The following is an 18,801-nucleotide window of genomic DNA, read 5'->3' as shown; positions in this document are numbered from 1 at the left end:
GAGACACAGCGTGTAGTACTTATTCGCGACGAAGGATGGACGGACAAGCACACTCCGGCGGATCTAGCTAGATCTCGTCGCAGCGTTCTAGGGCGGATGGCCTCTTTTGTTGACCGCGTCAAGATTTCTGGGAAGCTATCCTTACCCAGAGGTTGGCACCAGTACAAGCACGGCAATCTTGTCGCATTTTTCGCGGTTCCCAGAGGGGCGAGTGAAACACGCTGGATTGCGGAGGTATTGCCCGGGACCCGGTCAGATGTCGTGTATTGGCGCACTACTACATCGGACAGCAAAACCACCCTCGAAGATTTCGATCTCGCGGGCAGGCCCACGCTTCCTGATTTGGAAGCCCAGTGGAACAGAGTCATCCAGTCAGCAACGGATTTCTTCGAAGGCCAGTCCAGCGCAGCTGATGTGGATATGTACCTGCCTGCGCTATCTCAGTCGCCAACCAAGGGTTGGTCATATGATCGATGGCTTGAGGCGATTAGTGACGATCAGCGATCCTTCATCGACGCGCCGGCGACAAGTTCAATTCGGTTACGCGGCCCCGCAGGTTCTGGGAAAACCCTCGCTCTCACCATGAAGGCGATTGCGGAGGTCCTTCGAGCGAGGCAGGTAGATCAGGACATCCGCGTCCTTGTCACAACGCATAGTTGGTCGCTAGCCACAGAGATTTCCGAGTCCATTGATTCGATGAGCCTCGGGCCGCTGCCAGAAATAGATGTCTTCCCGCTGCTTGAAATTGCCGAGAATATTTCACCCGCATATGCATCAAGTGTTTCGACTTTCACCGTACTTGGAGAGGACAGCTTCAGCGGAAAGCAGGCACAGTTAGACGAAATTATGGACGTGATCGATAATTTTGTCGAGGGCGACTGGGTTACATACCGTGCAAAAGCTTCTAGTGAACTTCGATCGAGACTCGACTCCGCTAATGAACAGGACCGGAGCGCTTTGGCATGGGACCTCTTGGTTGAATTCGGTTCGGTCATAGGCGCAGCCGCGATATTCCCCGGAGCGGGTTCCGACACAAGGTATTTTCAGATTCCGCGAGCACCATGGATGTTGCCCCTTTCATCGAGGGCTGACCTAGAGGTTGTATTTCTGCTGTACACGCGCTTCATGGAGGGTCTCGAAGCGCGCTCGTTAATGACTTCAGACCAGGTACTGGCAGACTTTCTGAGCCACCTCGAAACCCATGCATGGAACAGGTCACGCAAAGATGAGGGGTATGATCTTGTTTTTGTCGATGAGTTTCATTTGTTTAGTCCGCTTGAACGGCAGGTTCTGCACTACTTGACCCGCGACGTGAGAAGTTATCCGAAGATATTCATGGCTCTTGATCCACGACAGTCGCCGTCGGAATCATTTATTGGAATCGCTGCGGACCACGTGCAGTCATCCACTAATTTTGCTCCCGAAATTTCTTTCGGGGAGGTTACCAACCTTGAGCTAACTAGAATTCACCGCTTCACGCCGCAGATCTTGGAGTTGATCAAACATATTCACTTGTTCTTTCCGACTCACAACTTAGGGCATGAGTGGGATATCGATTTTTCAAAAGTGGAATCGACTAAGGACGATGGCCCTATTCCAACATTAACAACTTCGGAATCTCATAATTCAGAAGAAACTGACATATACCGCGTAATTCGGGATGTCTACCCGCACGGGCGGGTGGCGTTAGCAGTTGTTGATACGCGCCAATGGCCTCGATTTACCAATTTAGCGCATCAAATTTCTCAGTCAGGGCGTTATCACGTCGCGTCTATCACCGGCCGGGGCGACGTTGATGGCTTAGGCTATCGGCGCCGTGGGTTACTGGTTGGGCCTGCAGAGTATCTTGCTGGTTTGCAGTTCGAGACGGTCATTGTTGCTGGCATTCCCGACCTTCAGGCCCCCTACGTTGCCCCTAACGAGAAAAGCCGGTTGCTGTCGCTGCTCTACCTGGCGATCAGTCGTGCCGAACGGGATGTCATGGTGTTCGTGAACGAAGAGGACGGTGGCGCCCCCGAAGTTCTTTTGCAAGGGATTTCTAAGCGGCTAATTCGCGGAGTGCGGGGTAGTTTCGTTTAGCGGTGCCAAACCGCGATTTCCTATTTTTAGAGCATTGGGCCCGCCCTTTCTTATCGCGGGCTATGCAGACCGATTATGCACGAATCCAAACTACCGAATGGCTAGCCAGCATTCACATGCATGGTAACGAGCTAGTTGGGGAACGAGGCTAGCACGTTTACTCCGGAGGGCCCGGCTTCCCGCTGCGGTGATCCATGTAATTGTCCCATATATAGTGGACTTCATTTTTAGCAATCCACCACCGAGAGGAAAATCGTTCCTTGAATCTCTCTGATTTAGGCCTGTACTGACCCGCGCCGATAATTTTCCGGGTGCGAGAATTGACCGCCCAACTCCTGCCGTAGGCGTCGAGAAATAAGACGTACGCTTCGTCCAAATTGAACATCAGCTCGGGCACAAAAATTTCGTGTTTCTCACCCGCCGGTATCTCAACATCCCCTTGATTGGGTGAGTTCGCACTAAACCTTCGCGCTTTTTCCTTTAGCAAACGCCGCATCAGGAGATAGTATTCGTGCGACGGATATTTGTAGGTGTTGGATCCGCCTACACCCATTGCCGGCGTTTGATTGACCTCACCAATTGTCAGAGCAGTCATCATCGACATCGGATCTACTACCGTGCGGACATCGAAGATCGATTTATCGGACCTGTTCGTGATCTCGACGTAAGCGCCCTTTACTTTTCTGACGAAGACTAACGATGCTTGGCCTCGGTTTGCAGTTCGCCGCTCGTGGATAAAGAACACCACGGCCGCTATGAAGGCTCCCCCGGTTCCGATTGCCCCGAACCACTCGGCAGCGTTCCCCCACGCTTGTGTCCAAAATAGACCGTGCCACCAATTGACTAGCCAATCCACCCACAGATAATCGCATGGCAGACCCTCGGACACGGAAGGCACTGCTCGGCTGCAGTGCTAGAAATGGCCACGCTGGTGGCTACTTTGCGCTGCCTTCGCGACGTAGCCAGAAGCACAGGCCGCCGGAACCGCCTCGCATTGGGATTCAGTGTCGGAGGCGGACGCTATCGTTTTTCCATGAGCGAAGGCTTACAGGAGCCCATCGAGCCATTGGTCGGGGTGGTGCGTACCGCCGACGTCGAGTTCAATCAGTACTTTCACCCGGCACCAGAACACCGCTGCCCTTGCGGATCCGGCCGTCAGTCACGGGAATGCCATCTCGGGGAGGGGCAACGCTGGATCGCCACGCGACCTCCGCCGCTACTGACCGGACCGCGGACCGGGTACGCCAACCCTGGCTGTTACGCACGCAGAAGCAACGACTGCGACGACAAGCTCACCCGTGAGCACTTCATCACCGATGATGTGCTCGAAGCCATTTCTCACGACGGCAAGGTCGTCATCGTCGAAGGCGCGTCCTGGCAGGACAAGGCTCAACGGTCAAAGACTGTTGGTCGGCAGGGTCTCTCGACGCGGATGCTGTGCCACCGACACAACAGCGCACTCTGGCCGTTGGACAAGATGGCCGCTGAATTTTTCCGGTACCTCGTGGAGGACCAGCTCGACATTTTCAAATACCTCGGCAATGACCGCAGGAGCGAATTCTCGCGCGGGTTCGTTTTGGCCAGCGGACCCTTCTTCGAGCTCTGGCTCCTCAAAGTCATATGGGGTGCCATCGAGTCAGGAACGATGGAGATCGACGGCTCGCCTGCATACCGCTTTCGACTAGGGGTTACGACCGAACAATTGGCTGAGATCCTGTGGCGTGGAGCCGACTGGCCTCCCACTTGGGGCATGTACATGCTGCTTGATCGCGACAACGACCAACCGATCATCACCAAATCCGCGCGCCTGCGCCTCGCGAATATGAGCAGCGAAATACTGGGCGGGTACGTTCAAATCGCTGGCATCGAGTTCCTGATAGGTTTCGAGACACCGCCCGTCAGGCGGCTCTACCGCCCCCACGGCCTCTATTTCATGCGTAAGGGATTTCCCGTCACGAGTTGGAAGTCAATTGTCTTTGCGTGGCCGGACCTAGATCACCTCGACACTTTGATGGTGAGCACTGCGCCGCCGAGCGAGGATTTCACGGTGCCACCTAACCCACGCGCAGCGAGCTTTCATCACGGAATCGCCGAGGGATCGTTAAACGTCAGGAGCGTGCCGCAACCTCCGATCATTGCGACGGATAACACTACTTAGCCCAGCACAGGGGCGTGAACCTCACGGCCCCACAGGATGGACATCGGCGTGGATAACCGCAGGACGGTATCCATGATCATGTCCGCCTCGGGCGGAGCTAGTTCGATCCAGTACCGACCGCCGCAGTCTGCCCGGCCAGACCAACTGGAAGAATATGCAGGAATCGAATATGGCGGGTTACCAGTAACTGCTCAATTCCATTGTAGGAACAGATCATTCGGCTGCTCTTCTTGTTGTCCGGTCTCTTGATGCGGCCAGTTCGCGCTGACCGCAGGGCAGCTGCCCCGGTCCGCCAACTCAATTGAGGAGGAGAGCATAAGGATTTTTTCTCACTCGGGTCGGCAGTTCGCTGTATTACGCCGTCAAATCAGCCGTTAACGGACACCGGCCTCGTGCGGCCATAGCCCTCCCGTCGTTCGTTCTTCCCGTGTTGCGATACTTCCCGGCAAAGGCCGTGCTCAGCGGGACTCGTGTCGGCTGCAGCGCCGGGTAATGCGCGAACTTGCTCGCTTCAGTGGCAGGTCGCGTCACGTCGCGGGTGCGGCCGGCAGGTAGATCCGGGTGTTGTCATTGCGAGATCGGCGCGGCGGCGCTGACCAGGCGGACATCCGTGCTGGCCGCCGCGGTACCGTCACGGTGCCGGAAGCCTGCGATGACTGGCTCGCCATTGCTGTCGACGAATCGATACGGCGTGCCTTTGCTTCGGTCTGCGTGTTTGTAGCCCCACTGGCCGATTGCTCCAAGGACCACGACCAAGTCGCGACCGGATTGCGTCAACTCGTAACGGCTGCGGGTGCGGTCGCCCGGCTCGCGGTATTCCACGGTCTCCAGTACGCCGGCCGACACAAGTTCGGCCAGCCGGGCGCTGAGGATATCCGAGGCAATTCCTAACTGCTCCTTGAACTCCGAGAATCGGGTTCTGCCGAGGAATGCTTCGCGAATGATCAGCATCGACCACCGCTGCCCGATGACCGCCATAGCGCGCGCGATAGGACAGGGATCGTCGGACCACGGATCGGTACGCATCGCCACACCCTATCTGAGTTGGCATCTCCAATCCAGGGTGGTACCGTCGGCACGTGATCGGCCGCGACAACGAGCTGGAGGCGATCACCGCCGCCGCCACCGCGTTGGCAGAGCGCGGATGTGCATTGGTCGTAGAAGGCGAGCCTGGGATCGGGAAGACCACCCTGCTGGCGGCTGCCACAGGGTGGGCGAAGCGCCAGGGGTTCATCGTCTTGTCGTGTGCCGGGGTGCAGTCGCAGGCCACGGTGGGCTACGCGGGTCTGCACGAATTGGTGCACCCGATTCTCAGTAGCGCCGACGCGTTGCCAGAGCACCAGCGGACGACCCTGCTGGCCGCCCTCGGCCTCGCTGAGGCCGGCGTGCCCAACCCGCTGCTGATCGGCGTCGCGACGCTCGGGCTGATCGAGGAGGCCGCGGCCACCCGACCCATGCTGCTCGTGATCGACGATGCGCAGTGGCTCGACGATTCCACGCTGCACGTTGTGACCTTCATCGGGCGCCGCATCACGAACTCGCCGGTGATGATGCTGTGCGCCGCAAGGCCCCGCATCGACGGGGAATCGTCACAACTCTCGTCGTTGCCGCACCTCCAGTTGGAGGCACTGGATATCGCGACGTCGCGCGTCCTGATGGAGGAGGCGCTGGCCGGTGTCGACGGGCACGGGGTCAGCGCGCTTACCCAACGGCGCGTCTTGACCGAAGCTGCGGGAAATCCGTTGGCCATCGCCGAACTCACGAAGGCACTGTTGGCCGGCGGCGAGGAACAGAGAAACCCGTCGCCGACGCCTCTGCCGACGACGCGTCGCATCGAACGCGCTTTCCGGGAGCAACTGGATGGCGTTCCTGAACCCAGTCGCCGGATGCTGGGACTGATCGCCGCCGGCGGAGATACTGCAATGGCTGAACTTGCCGACGCGGCGCGGCACGTCGGTCTGTCAGATGCCGATCTGGATCCACTCGAGCGGTGCGGGCTGATCACAGTCGTCGCCGGATCGCTCCAGGTGCGCCATCCCCTGATCCGGTCTGTGGCCTACCGGGCGATACCTCTGACGCAACGCTCGGCCTTCCACCAGGCGCTGGCCGACGCGACCACCGATGCGATGAGAGCCGCCTGGCACCGGTCGGCGGCGGCCTATAGATCCGATGAGGGGGTCGCCGCCGACCTCGAAACCGCGGCCCAGACCGCACAACTTCGTGGCGCCAATGCAGAAGCGGCACGCGCATGGCGGCGTGCGGCCGCGCTGTCGCCGTCGGCGAACGATCGCATCCGCCGCCTCGTCCGCGCAATCGAACCCGCGTACCGGGCAGGGCTGACCGCCGAAGCGATGGACATCCTCGATGAGGCCGAGCCGTTGGCCATTGATCTCGGGCACCAGTTCGATCTTGCGTTCGCGCGCTTCACCCTCGCCGTCACAACCGGCGTAACGGCGCCGCCGGTAGAGGATCTGGTGGCGCTGGCGGACCGGTTGGGAAGCCACGGTGAGTTGGACACCCATATCCGCCTGCTCGCCGCCGCGGCAGCGCAGTGTCGGATGCACGGACTCGACGAACGTGACCGTGATCTGATCGCCGAGCGCCTGCACCAAATCGAGCACCTGGACCACCCGGCAGTCGAAGTGGCCTTGGCGACCCTTGAGGACACCAAGTATGCCCGCCAGTTCCGTTGCCGCGCCGCAACATTGCAGGATGCCCTGAGTGATGATCTGACGGCGCTGATGTCGATGGGGTTGGCCGCCGAGTCGGCTTCTGATCTGGCGACCGCTCAGTCATGCTGGGACGGTTCCATCAAGGTGGCCCGAAGGACAGGTGCGCCCGCGATCGAGTGTGAGGCGCTGCGCGGCTCAGCGCGATCGCAGATCATCGCCGGGCAATTGACCGAGGCCGCCGTCAGCGCGCACAACGCATTCCGGATCGCCACCGATGCGGATCTCGGGCTCAGCATGGGCGCTGCAGCCGCCCTGCTGGCGCGGATCCAAGCATGGCAGGGCGATACCAAATCCGCTCAGCAGTCACTGGCGACAGCGCAACAGAACCTGCCCAGCGACACTCCCCTACTGTGGCTCGACGACCTGGCCTGGGCCAGTGGCCTGCTTGCTCTGAGCACACACGACAGCGAGCGCGCCTTCACCGAACTTTCGCAGATGAACCGTGACCGCAGTTCCCGTCGCTGGGCTATCGCCGACCTCACCGAAGCCGCCGTCGCCAGTGGCCACACCCGAGTGATCTGCCAGCTTGTCGACGAGATCGACACCGAGGCGAGCGCGCTGGGTTCCCCACACATCGTCATGCTGGTACACCGCAGCCGGGCCTTGATCGCCGGTACGGACCAGCACGCAGAGCACCACTTCCACGCCGCGCTGGACATCGAGGACGCCGAGGCCCAAGCGCCGTTGGAGTACGCCCGCACCCAGTTGAGCTACGGCGAATGGCTCCGACGACAACGACGCATCATCGACGCACGCACCCAGTTAGCCGCAGCACTAAGATTTTTCGAACACCGCGGAGCAGCGCCCTGGGCTCAACGCACACGAGGCGAACTGCGCGCCGCCGGCGTGCAGGTGCCAGGCGTGGCATCGGCAATCGACGTGCTCACGACCAAACTCTCGCCGCAGGAATTACAGATCGCACGGCTCGCAGCGGCCGGACTGACCAACCGCCAGATCGCCGACCAAATCTACATCTCACATCGGACGGTTGCGGCGCACCTGTACAAGATCTTCCCCAAGCTCGGCATCACTCGCCGCGCTCAACTACGAGACGCCATCGAACTCGACAACGCCACGCCCGCCGGCGAGTAGCCGTACTTGTGGTCAACGTACTTATGCCGCGACGCCGCTGGAGCTGATGGCATGGATACATGAACTCTTATCGGGCATATCAGGTCACTGGACATCGCGAATTCTCCCTCGTCGACCGCGAACTGCACGACCCCGCCCCCGGGCACGTGCGGATCCGGACGGCCGCGTGCGGGGTATGCCACAGCGATGTTCTGGCCGTGGAGGGACAGCGTCCAGACCCGACGACCCCAATGGTTCCCGGTCACGAGGTAGTCGGGACCATTGATGTCGTCGGCGCCGGGGTGGAACCTCGGTGGCAGGTCGGTGACCGCGTCGGGGTGGGATTCCTGGGCGGCCACTGCGGTCAGTGCGACTTCTGCCGCCGCGGTGACTTCGTCAACTGCACCGACCAACCCCAGCCCGGGACAACCGTCGACGGCGGGTATGCCGAGATCGTCTACGCCAGGGCCTCTGGGCTGGTGCGGGTTCCGGAGGCGTTCGACGCGCTGACGGCCGCACCCCTGTTGTGTGCCGGGGTGACCGTGTTCAACGCCCTGCGCGTCGCCCAGGCGCCGGTGAACTCCCTGGTGGCGGTACAGGGTATCGGCGGATTAGGACATCTGGGCGTGCAGTACGCCAAGAAAATGGGTTACCGCGTCGCGGCACTAGCCCGCGGCACCGAAAAGGCTCGACTGGCCTCGACGTTGGGCGCCGACCACTACATCGACAGCGCCGCCGAAGACCCCGCCGCCGCGCTAACCGCACTCGGCGGGGCGACAGCGATCATCGCCACGGCCGCCAACGGAGCATCGATGGCCGGACTGGTAGCCGGACTCCAACCACGGGGCAAAATGATCGTCGTCGGAGCCTCACCAGAACCGGTACCGGTCCACACACCCGATCTGATCTTCGGCGGGCGCAGCATCATCGGAAGCCTCACCGGATCCGCCATCGATAACGAAGACAACCTCGCATTCAGCCTCACGCACCAGATCGCCCCGATGATCGAACCACTCCCCTTTCACGAAGCACCGCGCGCCTACGACCGAATGATGTCCGGCCGCGCACGATTCCGCGTCGTCCTCGACTTCACCCTCGCTCAGTGATTCATGCCGCGCCGGTCATCGCCGAGACGATTTCTCCGGTCGGCAACACCGCGTGCGCGAGAAACCGATAGTTCACCAGCGCTGCCTGATACCCGTCGCCCCAGGCGGGGTGACGGGGGCCCGCCACCGCATCCACGGCCACCGCAACTTCGAATCCGTCCTCGAGAAGGTGACGCAGGTGAGACTCGACGCACATGTTCGCCAACATCCCGGCGAGGATGACGCGGTCGCATCCTCGCTTCCGTAGCTGTAAGACAACGTCGTTGGTCTGCGGCCCGAAGACCTTGTGGGGGCTCGCGACGGTGGTGGTCGGGCGGTTGATATAGGGCGCCAGCGCAGGTAGCCAGTCTGCGCCCGAACCCGCGAAGTCGGTCAAATCCAGGGCCCCAACGCGGGCGAACGTTCCGGTGGCGAACTCGTCGGACTCCAGCGGCCCGTTGAACAACCACTGCGAATCAGACGGATAGAAGTAATGCGGCGAGATGATCAGCGGATACCCCTGGGCGACGGCGGTTTCCATGAGTTGGGCGAGGTGGGCCACTGTGTCGTTCTCGGTGACACTCGCGCCGACGGACGCCCAGTTGCGTGCGGTGGGACTCAGGACGTCGATCTGCGGATCGATGACCACGACCGCGGTGTTCGTAGGGTCGAACTTCATTGCAGCAGTCCTAACAGCTGGTTGAAACACTCCGACATGGACGGATGGGTGTAGATCTCGTCCCGCAATACCGATGCGGTGATGCCGTGGCGCATCGCCAGGGCGACGATGTTGATCACCTCCTGTGCGTCGTGACACAGCAGGGCAGCGCCGAGAATCCTGTCGGTTTCCGCGTCCACCACCACTTTCATCATCCCGGCCGTGTCATCGACGATGCGGGCTCTTGCCACGGTGGCCAGGTTCACCACCGGGCTGGCCGCCACTTTGAGGTCGTAACCCGCGGTGCGCGCTTGGTTTTCGGTAAGGCCGACACGTGCCAGTGGGGGGCTCAGGAACAGGCAGTTCGGAACTGCTCGGCGCTGGGCGGCAGACCTGGGTTCGGCAGCACCGCCGAGCTGATCGAGCACGATGCGGTAGTCGTCGAGAGAGATGTAGGTGAACTGCGGTCCGCCGTTGACATCCCCGACCGCATAGATGTGGGGTTGGCTGCTACGGCGGTAGTCATCGACCACGACGGCACCGGTGTCGGTCATCTCCACCCCGGCCCGATCAAGTCGGAGATAGGCGGAGTTGGGCGTGCGTCCGAGCGCGATCAGCACGACGTCGGCCTCGACGGTGGCGGCGCGTCCGCCGATGCGATACGCCACGCGTGCCAATGGGGGGGCGCCCGGCCGCGGAACAGTCTGCACTTCAGTGACTTCGGCGCCGGTGAGGATCGTGGCTCCCCTCCCGGACAGGACAGAAACTGCAGCGTCGGCGATGTCTGGGTCCTCATGTGCCAGAACGGCCGGACGTTGCTCCAGAACGGTCACGGAGGTGCCGTATCCGGCGTACATCGACGCGAACTCCAAACCGATGTAGCCGCCGCCGAGAATCACAAGCCGGTCCGGGCGCGAGGCACGCCGCAGCAACTCCGCACTGGTGACCACGACCGGACTATGCCGCACGCCGGGTAGGTCGGGAATCACCGGTGTTGAGCCGGTACCGATGACGATGTCGCGCGCCACCACCGTGGCGAGACCGTCCTCGGTCTCTACCGCGACCGAGTTCGCATCGATGAAGCTCGCCCGACCGGTGAGCACCCGCAATGACGGGACCGACTGCAGTGCCGCGAGATTCGTAGCCCGCAACCCGGTGGTCAGCCGCTCTGTGGCAGCGACCGCATCCGCGTAAACCGACGTTCCGGACGAGCCGCGGGGCGAGTGCTCACTGCGGTACACCATCGACTTCGTCGGCACACAGCCCGTGTTGATGCAGGTGCCGCCGTACATCTGCGCCGACTCCTCCACCAGCACGACACGCTGACCTTGTCGGCCCACCTCAGTCGCCAACGTCTTGCCGCCCTTGCCGAATCCGATGACGAGCAGATCGACCTCAATCACCTGCGGGGTCACGCGAGGAACTCGACGATCTCGCGGGCGAAGTCCGTGACGTGCTGGAAGAGGAACCCGTGCCCGGCATCGCTGTACAGAATGGCCTTGGCATTGGGCATCCGGCCCACCATCGCGAAGGTGGCGTAGGCATCGATCATCCGGTCGTGCGCACCGTTGGCAACCAAGGTCGGAATGGTGATCTCCCTCAGGCGATCCCAGATACTCGAACCGGTCGAGGCAATGACGGCCAACTGCGCCTGCATCGTCTCGATCGACACCGGAACATGCTCCGGCGACAGGACACGGTCGTCCAACCTCCGCAACGACTCCAGTCCCCGCTTGCGACCCGGATCCTCATCGGGAAAGAACAGATAGAGAAAGTCATCGTCGTCGTTTACAGGCTTGGTGGCAACCTGCCAGATCTTCGGATCGGGTTGCGGCATGCCGGGGACACCACCACCGGGAGAGCTGCCCGCGACGATCAGCCGGCGCACCAGATCAGGACGTTGCAACGTGGCCGCCTGCACCACGATCCCGCCCAACGACCAACCGAGCAGATCGACCTCGGACAGCCCCAAGGTGTCGACGAACTCGGTGAGTCCGCCGGCCAGGGCGGCCATGCTGGCCGGCGCGACGCCACTGGTCCTACCGTGCCCGATGTTGTCGAAAAGGATCACCTCACGTTCGGCTCCCAGTGCGTCCAGGAACGCCGGATCCCAGTGATCCATGGTGCCGCGAAAGCGCAACGCCAGCACCAACGGGACACCGGTACCCGCACCGAAGCGACGGTAGGCGAACCGTGCGCTCGGCCCATCCAGATAGCGGGTCTCGGCCATCAACGACAACGAATTCTCCATATGCTGTGCACCCTTCATCGATCGCTCGCGAGATCGCCTCGGATCCGCGTCATCTCCGGATTCTCTTGCCTGCAGACCGCGAGAGCCATAGGCACATTGACTGTCTTCCATCCGGCGACGCCGCCGTCGGATCTGACCACCCGTAAGCAGGATGTGTCGCCTACGGTTACTCGAACGCGAAGTCGGATAGGTCCACCGAGACGATCAGCGGATCAGCGGCCGCCGTGTTGTCATCGTTGCGCGGGAAGATGCGCAATCTGGAGGGCAACACGATTCCCTGCACGGTGACAGGATCGAGCAGATAGCGAGCGGCGGGATTGCTGCCTTGGATATCCACGTCGTAGTCGTGGCGACGCAACAGCCCCGTGTCGTCGACATAGAAGGTCTGGACCGTGCTGTGGGTGGCGATGTCCCGGGGGAAGGTCACGCGCAGCCGTCGCCAAGTCTCTCCGCCCACGGCTCAATCTCGTCGGTCAACACCCCCGGTCGGGCCAGGATGAACGGAGATGTCAGGTAGGTCCACATCGTGTATCCGGCGAAGTAGGCGACCTGCGCGTTACTCCACGGGGTCTCCATGACGTACCCGGCAAATGAATCACGGGGTTCGTCGAGTTGCTCGACGACCTCGCCCGCGGGTGTTTCAATGGTGACTCGCTTCGGGGTGAACTGGGACCGGTGATCGGTGGGGGCGAAAGGCCAGTGCGACACCCACTCTCGGTTGAGGTCGACGCGGACGTTGGCCTCCTGCAATACCGTCGGCTGACCCTTGACTCCCCACAGCACACCGCCCTGGTGACCGCGCTCACTGAATTTCCCCACTTACGCTCATCGAAATTCCCCACCCGTGTGGCTCCGCCGAGAAGGGCGGGCCTCCCTCGAAGCTGCTGGTGTCTGACGCCAGTTGCTCCATCGAAGGAGGCCCGCTTTCTCATGCTCACATGGGAGGACGACTTGGAAGTACATGCCCTACGCAAACGTGGTTGGTCGATCTCGGCGATCGCCCGCCACACCGGCTTCGATCGCAAAACGGTCCGCAAGTACCTCGACGGTGACGGGGAGCCCGGGGTCCGGGCTCGCCGCGGCCCGGACCCGTTCGAGCCGTTCGTCGACTACGTCACCGCCCGCCTGGTCGAGGACCCGCATCTATGGGCCCGCACCCTCTACGACGAGCTCGAGGATCTCGGGTTCGCGCTGTCGTATCAAAGCCTGACCCGCAACATCCGAGCCCGCAATCTGCGCCCGGTGTGTGAGGCGTGCCGCTCGGTCACCCAGCGTCCGAACGCGGTGATCCCGCACGAGCCCGGTGATGAAACCCAATGGGATTGGCTGGATTTGCCCGATCCGCCCGAGTTCTGGGGGTGGGGCAAGACCGCGCACCTGCTGGTGGGCTCGCTGGCTCATTCGGCCAAATGGCGAGGGTCGTTGTCGCCCTCGCAGGACCAACCGCATCTGGTCTCCGGCCTTGACCGCGTGACCCGCGGCTTGGGTGGGTGCACGGGTGTGGCGGTTTGACCGGATGGCCACAGTCTGCGACCCCGGCAGCGGCCGGGTGACCGCCTCGTTCGCCGGGGTGGCCAAGCACTACGGGTTTCGGTGGCGATCTGCCCGCCGCGGCGCGGCAACCGCAAAGGTGTGGTGGAAAGGCCAACCACACTGCCGCGCAACGCTGGTGGCGCACTCTGGCCGACGACATGACCGTCGAGGCGGCCCAAGCCAGCCTGGACCGCTTCGCCCAAGTGCGTGGCGATACCCGGCTACGGGCCACCGCCGACGGCCGGTCCTCGGTCGCCGCGGTGGCCAAGACCGAACCGCTGGCTCCGGTGCCGGCGGTGCCGTATCCGATGATCGTTTCCGAGACCCGCACCGCGTCGCGCCAAGCGTTGGTGTCCTACCGCGGCAACCGCTACTCGGTGCCCCCGGAACTGGCCGCCGCCCAGGTGGTGGTGTCACATCCAGTCGGCGGCGAGTTCTGCGATATCGCCACCGCCAGCGGGATCGTGATCGCCCGGCATCGGATGGCCGCTGACGGGCTCGGAGATGGTGCGTGACAGCGGCCATGTCATCGCGTTGGACAGCGCCGCGATGGCCACCTCCATGACCGGGCGCCCGCACCGCCGCAAGGAACGCATCCCACCCGGGCCGGCAGCTAAAGCCGCTGCCGCGCAACTGCTTCAGCAGCACGACACCGCTAAAGGTATTGACCAATCCCGCACTCCGTCCACCGATTCCACCGTGATCGATCTGTCCGCCTACGAGCGGGCCGCCCAGAAAAGGACCATTCAGTGACCCCTACCGGCCGCACCCCGAAGACCACCACCACGACCATCGCCGAGGAATCGCCCTCAGCAGCGGCGAGCCGCTACCAGCAGCTGCGCTCGCACCTGGCCGAACTCAAACTGGCTGCCGCCGCCGAAGCCCTCCCCGCGGTCTTGGACCAGGCCAGCGCCGAAGGGCTCTCGCTCACCGCCGCCCTGGAAGGCTGCTGGCCGTCGAAGTGGAAGCCTCCACCGCCCGCCGGCTCGCCGGGAGACTGCGGTTCGCCTGCCTGCCCACCCCGGCCACCCTCGACGACTTCAACGTCGATGCCGCCGCCGGGATCGACCGCAACCTCATCGACGAGCTGGGCACCTGCCGCTACCTCGAATCGGCGACCAACATCCTGCTCATCGGCCCACCAGGCACCGGCAAAACCCACTTATCCGTGGGATTGGCCAGGGCCGCCGCCTATGCCGGCTACCGCACCTACTTCACCACCGCCGCGGATCTCGCGGCGCTGCCATCGCGCCGCGATCGAAGGCCGCTGGGCTACCACTATGCGTTTCTACGCCGGGCCGACGCTGCTCGTAATCGACGAACTCGGCTATCTACCATTACCGGCAGAGGCGGCCTCGGCACTGTTTCAGGTTGTCTCCCAACGCTATCTGAAAACCAGCATCGTCATCACCACCAACCGTGGAGTGGGCGCCTGGGGCGAAATCCTCGGAGACACCACCGTCGCAGCCGCCATGCTCGACCGCTTACTGCACCGCTCGATAGTCATCAACCTCGACGGCGAGTCCTACCGCCTGCGTGACCACCAAGCCGCCGCCGAAACCCTGCGCCGAACCACCACCGGCAACCGCCAACAACTACACTGATCGCTGCTCACAGGTGAGGAATTTCGGCGAGCACACCTGAGGACTTCCGATGAGCGCGATCACTGGTGCAGTCGGGCGTTCAGGAACGCGAACCGGCGGAACCGGTCGAGACCGCCGTGCGCATCAAGCATCACATCAACCAAGTCAGACATCTTGTCTCCTCGAAAGGCACATCCCCGGTGGGATTCACGATGGAAAGGAGCTGATTCAGTTCAGCTCCACACGATGACTCTGGGCCATCGTCAGCCGACCAGGCATCCGTCAGATGACTACGTTTCGGCGCTTTCGGACGGTGGTCAGCGCAACGAGGAGCGGTTGTGCCGGTTAATACCGCGCGTGGAATGCGTCTTCTGGACGTGAGCCCGCGCGGTGCTGTCGCCATCGCACAGCTCACCCTTAATCAGCCGTCAGTGGAGCCGGGTGAAAGAACCACGAGGCGTACGGAGACTGTTATGCCGGTTCTACACATCGGGGAATATGCAGAAATCGAATATGCAGTGTTACCAGTAAGATACGGCAGTTTCCTTGGATGGATCAGGAATGCTTTGAGTGGTGGCCCTCGCCCGCCGCGTTGGGTTGAGCTGTCCAAAATGCGTCAGCGACATAGTGATCAGGGAGGTGCCGGACGACCGTGCTCGTCGACTGGTGCACCGGCCCATGCACGTAGGGCGTCCATGGCCGGTCCAAGCGCCCGTCCACGTTCGGAGAGCCGATACGTCGCGGTGACCGGCGGGCCGGGGTCGACGTCGCGCTCGACCACGCCAATGGCCTGCAATTCAGATAGGCGCTCACTCAGGACGCGCTTGGACAACGCCGGCAGTGCCGCGTGCAGTTCGTTGAACCGCGCCGGACGCTGAAGAAGCAGGTCGACAAGGAGTCCCGTCCAGCGTTTGCCGAGTAGGCCGAAGACCTCCTCGGTGTAGGAGCACGCCCGCAGCGGCGGCCGGGATTCGGTCATTCCTCATGGTAAGACCGTCGTTCGGCTTCCCTTATTAGATTACTAAAAGTAACCTAGTTCTCGAGCGTCGCCGCGGCGCTCTGGAGCTTGAGGAGTAACCGATGGGCGATGCGGTCACGCGAACGGCCGAGGATCACGATTCGGCGCAGCACGATCTCGTCGTTCGCCGCGGGCACGTTTTCGACGGGCACCGACCGCTCCCCGGCCTGTACGACATCGCGATCAACGGCAGTCAGATCGCTGCGGTGTCACGTCAACCACTGCGGGGCAGAACGGAGGTCGACGCCTCCGAAGGCTGGGTCCTCCCGGGTCTGATCGACACGCATCTGCACTTCTACGATGTCGGCGCGGTGTCAGACGAGGAGTCCATGAGGGCATTCGAGGAGACCGAACTCCCCCGCAAGCTCGCGCTCTTCCTCCAGCACGGGGTGACGACGATCAAGTCGGTGGGTGACCCGACCGACGGGATACTGAACACCCGCGCGAAGATCGCCGCGGGATCGTTGCAAGGGCCGCGGCTGGTGGCGACCGGATGTGGCATCACCGGCCGCGACGGCCATCCCGCCGCAACCATCTTCGCCGGGAACCCCTGGGCCCGTAGCCGATTCACCGCCGAAGTCGGCAACGCTCAGCAGATGCGTGATGTGGTGCACCACTTAGCCGATCGCAAGGTCGACGCGATCAAACTGCTGTCCGAGGGTGCGTGCGCATGCACCACCTCGTCGACGTACGTCTGGCACAACCCGGCGTTCCCGGCCTCCGTCGACCTCGTGCGGTTGCCGTCGGACGTCCTTCGCGCAGGCATCGAGACGGGACACGAGCGCGGCCTGCGGGTGACCGTCCACACCACCCAGCAGGTCGCCGCGCGCGAGGCCGTGGAGGCCGGTGCGGACGGCCTCGAGCACGGTATCACCGTCGAACCCCTCACCGACCACGCCTTGATCGACCTCATGCTCGATCGCGGGATCACCTACACGCCGACGCTCTGGATCGACGACGCTCTTCATCCCGATAGTCGGGACAACGTCAAGAAGGTCGCCGATGCTGGCGTCACCATCGCGTTGGGAAGCGACACCTTCAGCGGCCGAGGGCTTTTCGGCGCCAATACACTGGAGGAGGCCGAGCTGATGGTTGCGGCCGGGCTGTCGCCCGTTCAATCGCTCGTCGCCGCCACCAGTGCCGCAGCGCGGCACTGCGGCCGCCCGGATCTCGGTGTGGCCGCCCCCGGTAAACGCGCCGACCTGATCGTCCTGACCGCCGACCCCACCCGCGACATCAGCAATGTCCGAGAACTCGCCATGACGATCTTCGACGGCCGGATCGTCGTCGACAACCGTCACGCGACGATGCGGCACCGCGGGGGGTGAGCCCCGTGACGACATGGTTGATGTTGCAGTCCACAACGGCTTAGGGCGCGTGTTGACGAAAAGCTGCCACCCGGATTTTCCGCCCTGATTCGGTGCAGCTCTGCCAGAATTGGTGCCGCAATGACCGACACACCCCGGCCCGCACGCATCGTCGACACCCATGTCCACCTATGGGATCCGGCACGATCCGACTGGTATCCCGAGCAGGCGCAACTCTTCCTGGGCGACGTCGGTGCCATGCGCCGGTTCGACGTCGCCGACTATCGCGCCGAGACAGGTGACTGGATGGCCACTTCCCCATTCCGCGGTGTCCGCCCGACGGGCGCCCAGCAGGGAGCACTTCTAGCACCGGAGGCGCGAGAGAAGTCATTCGCCACCAACGCCGAACGGATCCACCGATGCTGACACGCACCGCGGTGGTCACCGGCGGCAGTGGAGGAATCGGCAAGGCCTGCGGGCGCCACCTCGCCGCGAGCGGTTACGACGTCGTCCTCATTGCCCGCCGGGAGGCTCCGCTGCGCGCAGCCGCCGACGAGATCGGCGCACGCCACATCGTCGCGGATGTCACTTCACCGGCCGCGTTCGGCGACGCGGTCTCCAGCTTGTCCCGCATCGACCTGCTGGTGCACGCCGCGGGCGTCCTCGACGGCACCTACGCCCGCAAACAGACCTTCGACCAATGGCGGACGACGATGTCGGCCAATCTCGATTCCTGTTTCGTCGTGACCCAGGCCGCGCTTCCCCTGATGCAGGCCGGTTCACGATTCATTTTCATCTCGTCGTCCGCGGCACACGAACCCATGCCCGGACGGACGGCCTATTCGGCATCCAAAGCGGGCATGAATGCCTTCGCCAGAGCCCTGGCTCTAGAGGTCGACCGAGACGGGATCAACGTCAACATCGTCACACCGGGACCCGTGGAGACCGACATGCTGACCGATGTCCCCTTCGCGATGTACGCCGTTACCCCTGACGATGTAGCGCAGGCCGTGGTGTTCCTCGACACGGTTCCTGCCGCAGTGGACATGCCGGAAATCTGTCTCAACGCGATCACCCGAGGTCCCCACGCCCGTCCACCTACCGTCCCGAAGGATCGGACATCACCGGGATCCCGTACGACTCATTGACTTCATCGTCCGCGACGGCACAGCGAAGCTCACGAACCAAACCGTCGCGCAGCCCATCGTGAATCATCTTGACCTCCAACCCGCTTTTCTCCGGCGGAGGCAGGTTTATAGCGGGGGCCACTACTGCCTCGGCAATGATGGACCGAACCGTGGACCACGCCCCGAGAGTCGCAGAACT

Annotated in this window: 15 protein-coding genes and 2 pseudogenes; 9 read left to right on the top strand and 8 right to left on the bottom strand. The window is 62.7% G+C overall.

The window, feature by feature from the left end:
• Nucleotides 1-96 precede the first annotated feature (96 nt).
• Nucleotides 97-2,079 (top strand): UvrD-helicase domain-containing protein, encoded by a 1,983-nt coding sequence (locus NTM_RS21270; RefSeq protein WP_163767597.1) that lies wholly within the window; start codon nucleotides 97-99, stop codon nucleotides 2,077-2,079.
• 157 nt (nucleotides 2,080-2,236) lie between these two features.
• Here NTM_RS21270 and NTM_RS21265 read toward each other — a convergent pair whose 3' ends face one another.
• A complete protein-coding gene (locus NTM_RS21265) occupies nucleotides 2,237-2,968 on the bottom strand; it encodes a hypothetical protein (RefSeq protein WP_133057224.1) in 732 nt (243 codons plus the stop codon).
• 144 nt (nucleotides 2,969-3,112) lie between these two features.
• Between NTM_RS21265 and NTM_RS21260 the strand changes: the two genes are divergently transcribed.
• Complete coding sequence (locus NTM_RS21260) at nucleotides 3,113-4,237, top strand: hypothetical protein (protein ID WP_133057223.1); 1,125 nt, start codon at nucleotides 3,113-3,115, stop codon at nucleotides 4,235-4,237.
• Between the two features lie 567 nt (nucleotides 4,238-4,804).
• Here NTM_RS21260 and NTM_RS21255 read toward each other — a convergent pair.
• Entirely contained in the window at nucleotides 4,805-5,263 is a 459-nt protein-coding gene (locus NTM_RS21255) for a winged helix-turn-helix transcriptional regulator (protein WP_066830397.1), read from the bottom strand.
• A gap of 53 nt (nucleotides 5,264-5,316) precedes the next feature.
• On the opposite strand from NTM_RS21255, the gene NTM_RS21250 reads away from it, so the two are divergent.
• On the top strand, nucleotides 5,317-8,061 hold the full coding sequence (locus NTM_RS21250) for an ATP-binding protein (protein WP_082929338.1): 2,745 nt from the start codon (nucleotides 5,317-5,319) through the stop codon (nucleotides 8,059-8,061).
• Between the two features lie 59 nt (nucleotides 8,062-8,120).
• Nucleotides 8,121-9,146 carry an alcohol dehydrogenase catalytic domain-containing protein gene (locus NTM_RS21245; protein WP_163767595.1) on the top strand — a complete coding sequence of 342 codons (1,026 nt, stop codon included), beginning with the start codon at nucleotides 8,121-8,123 and terminating at the stop codon, nucleotides 9,144-9,146.
• Between the two features lies 1 nt (nucleotide 9,147).
• Here the strand turns inward: NTM_RS21245 and NTM_RS21240 are convergent, their stop codons facing one another.
• From NTM_RS21240 to NTM_RS28700, 5 genes are all read right to left on the bottom strand, one after another.
• A complete protein-coding gene (locus tag NTM_RS21240; protein WP_066830195.1) occupies nucleotides 9,148-9,804 on the bottom strand; it encodes an isochorismatase family protein in 657 nt (218 codons plus the stop codon).
• A complete protein-coding gene (locus tag NTM_RS21235) occupies nucleotides 9,801-11,198 on the bottom strand; it encodes an FAD-dependent oxidoreductase (protein WP_066830198.1) in 1,398 nt (465 codons plus the stop codon). Before NTM_RS21235 ends, NTM_RS21240 begins: the two co-directional genes overlap by 4 nt.
• Nucleotides 11,195-12,013, bottom strand: a complete 819-nt coding sequence (locus tag NTM_RS21230) for an alpha/beta fold hydrolase (RefSeq protein WP_231983899.1) — start codon at nucleotides 12,011-12,013, stop codon at nucleotides 11,195-11,197. Before NTM_RS21230 ends, NTM_RS21235 begins: the two co-directional genes overlap by 4 nt.
• Before the next feature lie 187 nt (nucleotides 12,014-12,200).
• The gene (locus NTM_RS28705; RefSeq protein WP_197746367.1) at nucleotides 12,201-12,461 is read right to left on the bottom strand and encodes a hypothetical protein; all 261 of its coding nucleotides are present in this window, start codon (nucleotides 12,459-12,461) and stop codon (nucleotides 12,201-12,203) included.
• Complete coding sequence (locus NTM_RS28700; RefSeq protein ID WP_197746366.1) at nucleotides 12,458-12,853, bottom strand: hypothetical protein; 396 nt, start codon at nucleotides 12,851-12,853, stop codon at nucleotides 12,458-12,460. Before NTM_RS28700 ends, NTM_RS28705 begins: the two co-directional genes overlap by 4 nt.
• Nucleotides 12,854-12,964: 111 nt before the next feature.
• Between NTM_RS28700 and NTM_RS28875 the strand changes: the two are divergent.
• A pseudogene (locus tag NTM_RS28875) lies at nucleotides 12,965-14,320 on the top strand (IS21/IS408/IS1162 family transposase).
• A pseudogene (gene istB / locus NTM_RS21215) lies at nucleotides 14,317-15,171 on the top strand (IS21-like element helper ATPase IstB). Before NTM_RS28875 ends, istB begins: the two co-directional pseudogenes overlap by 4 nt.
• 610 nt (nucleotides 15,172-15,781) lie before the next feature.
• On the opposite strand, the gene NTM_RS21210 reads toward istB, so the two are convergent.
• Entirely contained in the window at nucleotides 15,782-16,129 is a 348-nt protein-coding gene (locus tag NTM_RS21210; RefSeq protein WP_083143657.1) for a winged helix-turn-helix transcriptional regulator, read from the bottom strand.
• Between the two features lie 101 nt (nucleotides 16,130-16,230).
• Between NTM_RS21210 and NTM_RS21205 the strand changes: the two genes are divergently transcribed.
• The 3 genes from NTM_RS21205 (at nucleotide 16,231) to NTM_RS21195 (ending at nucleotide 18,623) form a co-directional block, all read left to right on the top strand.
• Complete coding sequence (locus NTM_RS21205; RefSeq protein ID WP_083143656.1) at nucleotides 16,231-17,496, top strand: amidohydrolase family protein; 1,266 nt, start codon at nucleotides 16,231-16,233, stop codon at nucleotides 17,494-17,496.
• A gap of 120 nt (nucleotides 17,497-17,616) precedes the next feature.
• The gene (locus tag NTM_RS21200) at nucleotides 17,617-17,901 is read left to right on the top strand and encodes a hypothetical protein (protein ID WP_104861069.1); all 285 of its coding nucleotides are present in this window, start codon (nucleotides 17,617-17,619) and stop codon (nucleotides 17,899-17,901) included.
• On the top strand, nucleotides 17,895-18,623 hold the full coding sequence (locus tag NTM_RS21195) for an SDR family NAD(P)-dependent oxidoreductase (RefSeq protein WP_083143654.1): 729 nt from the start codon (nucleotides 17,895-17,897) through the stop codon (nucleotides 18,621-18,623). The genes NTM_RS21200 and NTM_RS21195 overlap by 7 nt, the downstream gene beginning before the upstream one ends.
• Nucleotides 18,624-18,801 lie beyond the last annotated feature (178 nt).

The sequence above is a fragment of the Mycolicibacterium parafortuitum genome, assembly GCF_010725485.1.
GTDB lineage: Bacteria > Actinomycetota > Actinomycetes > Mycobacteriales > Mycobacteriaceae > Mycobacterium.
This window is presented reverse-complemented; position numbering and strand designations above follow the sequence as displayed.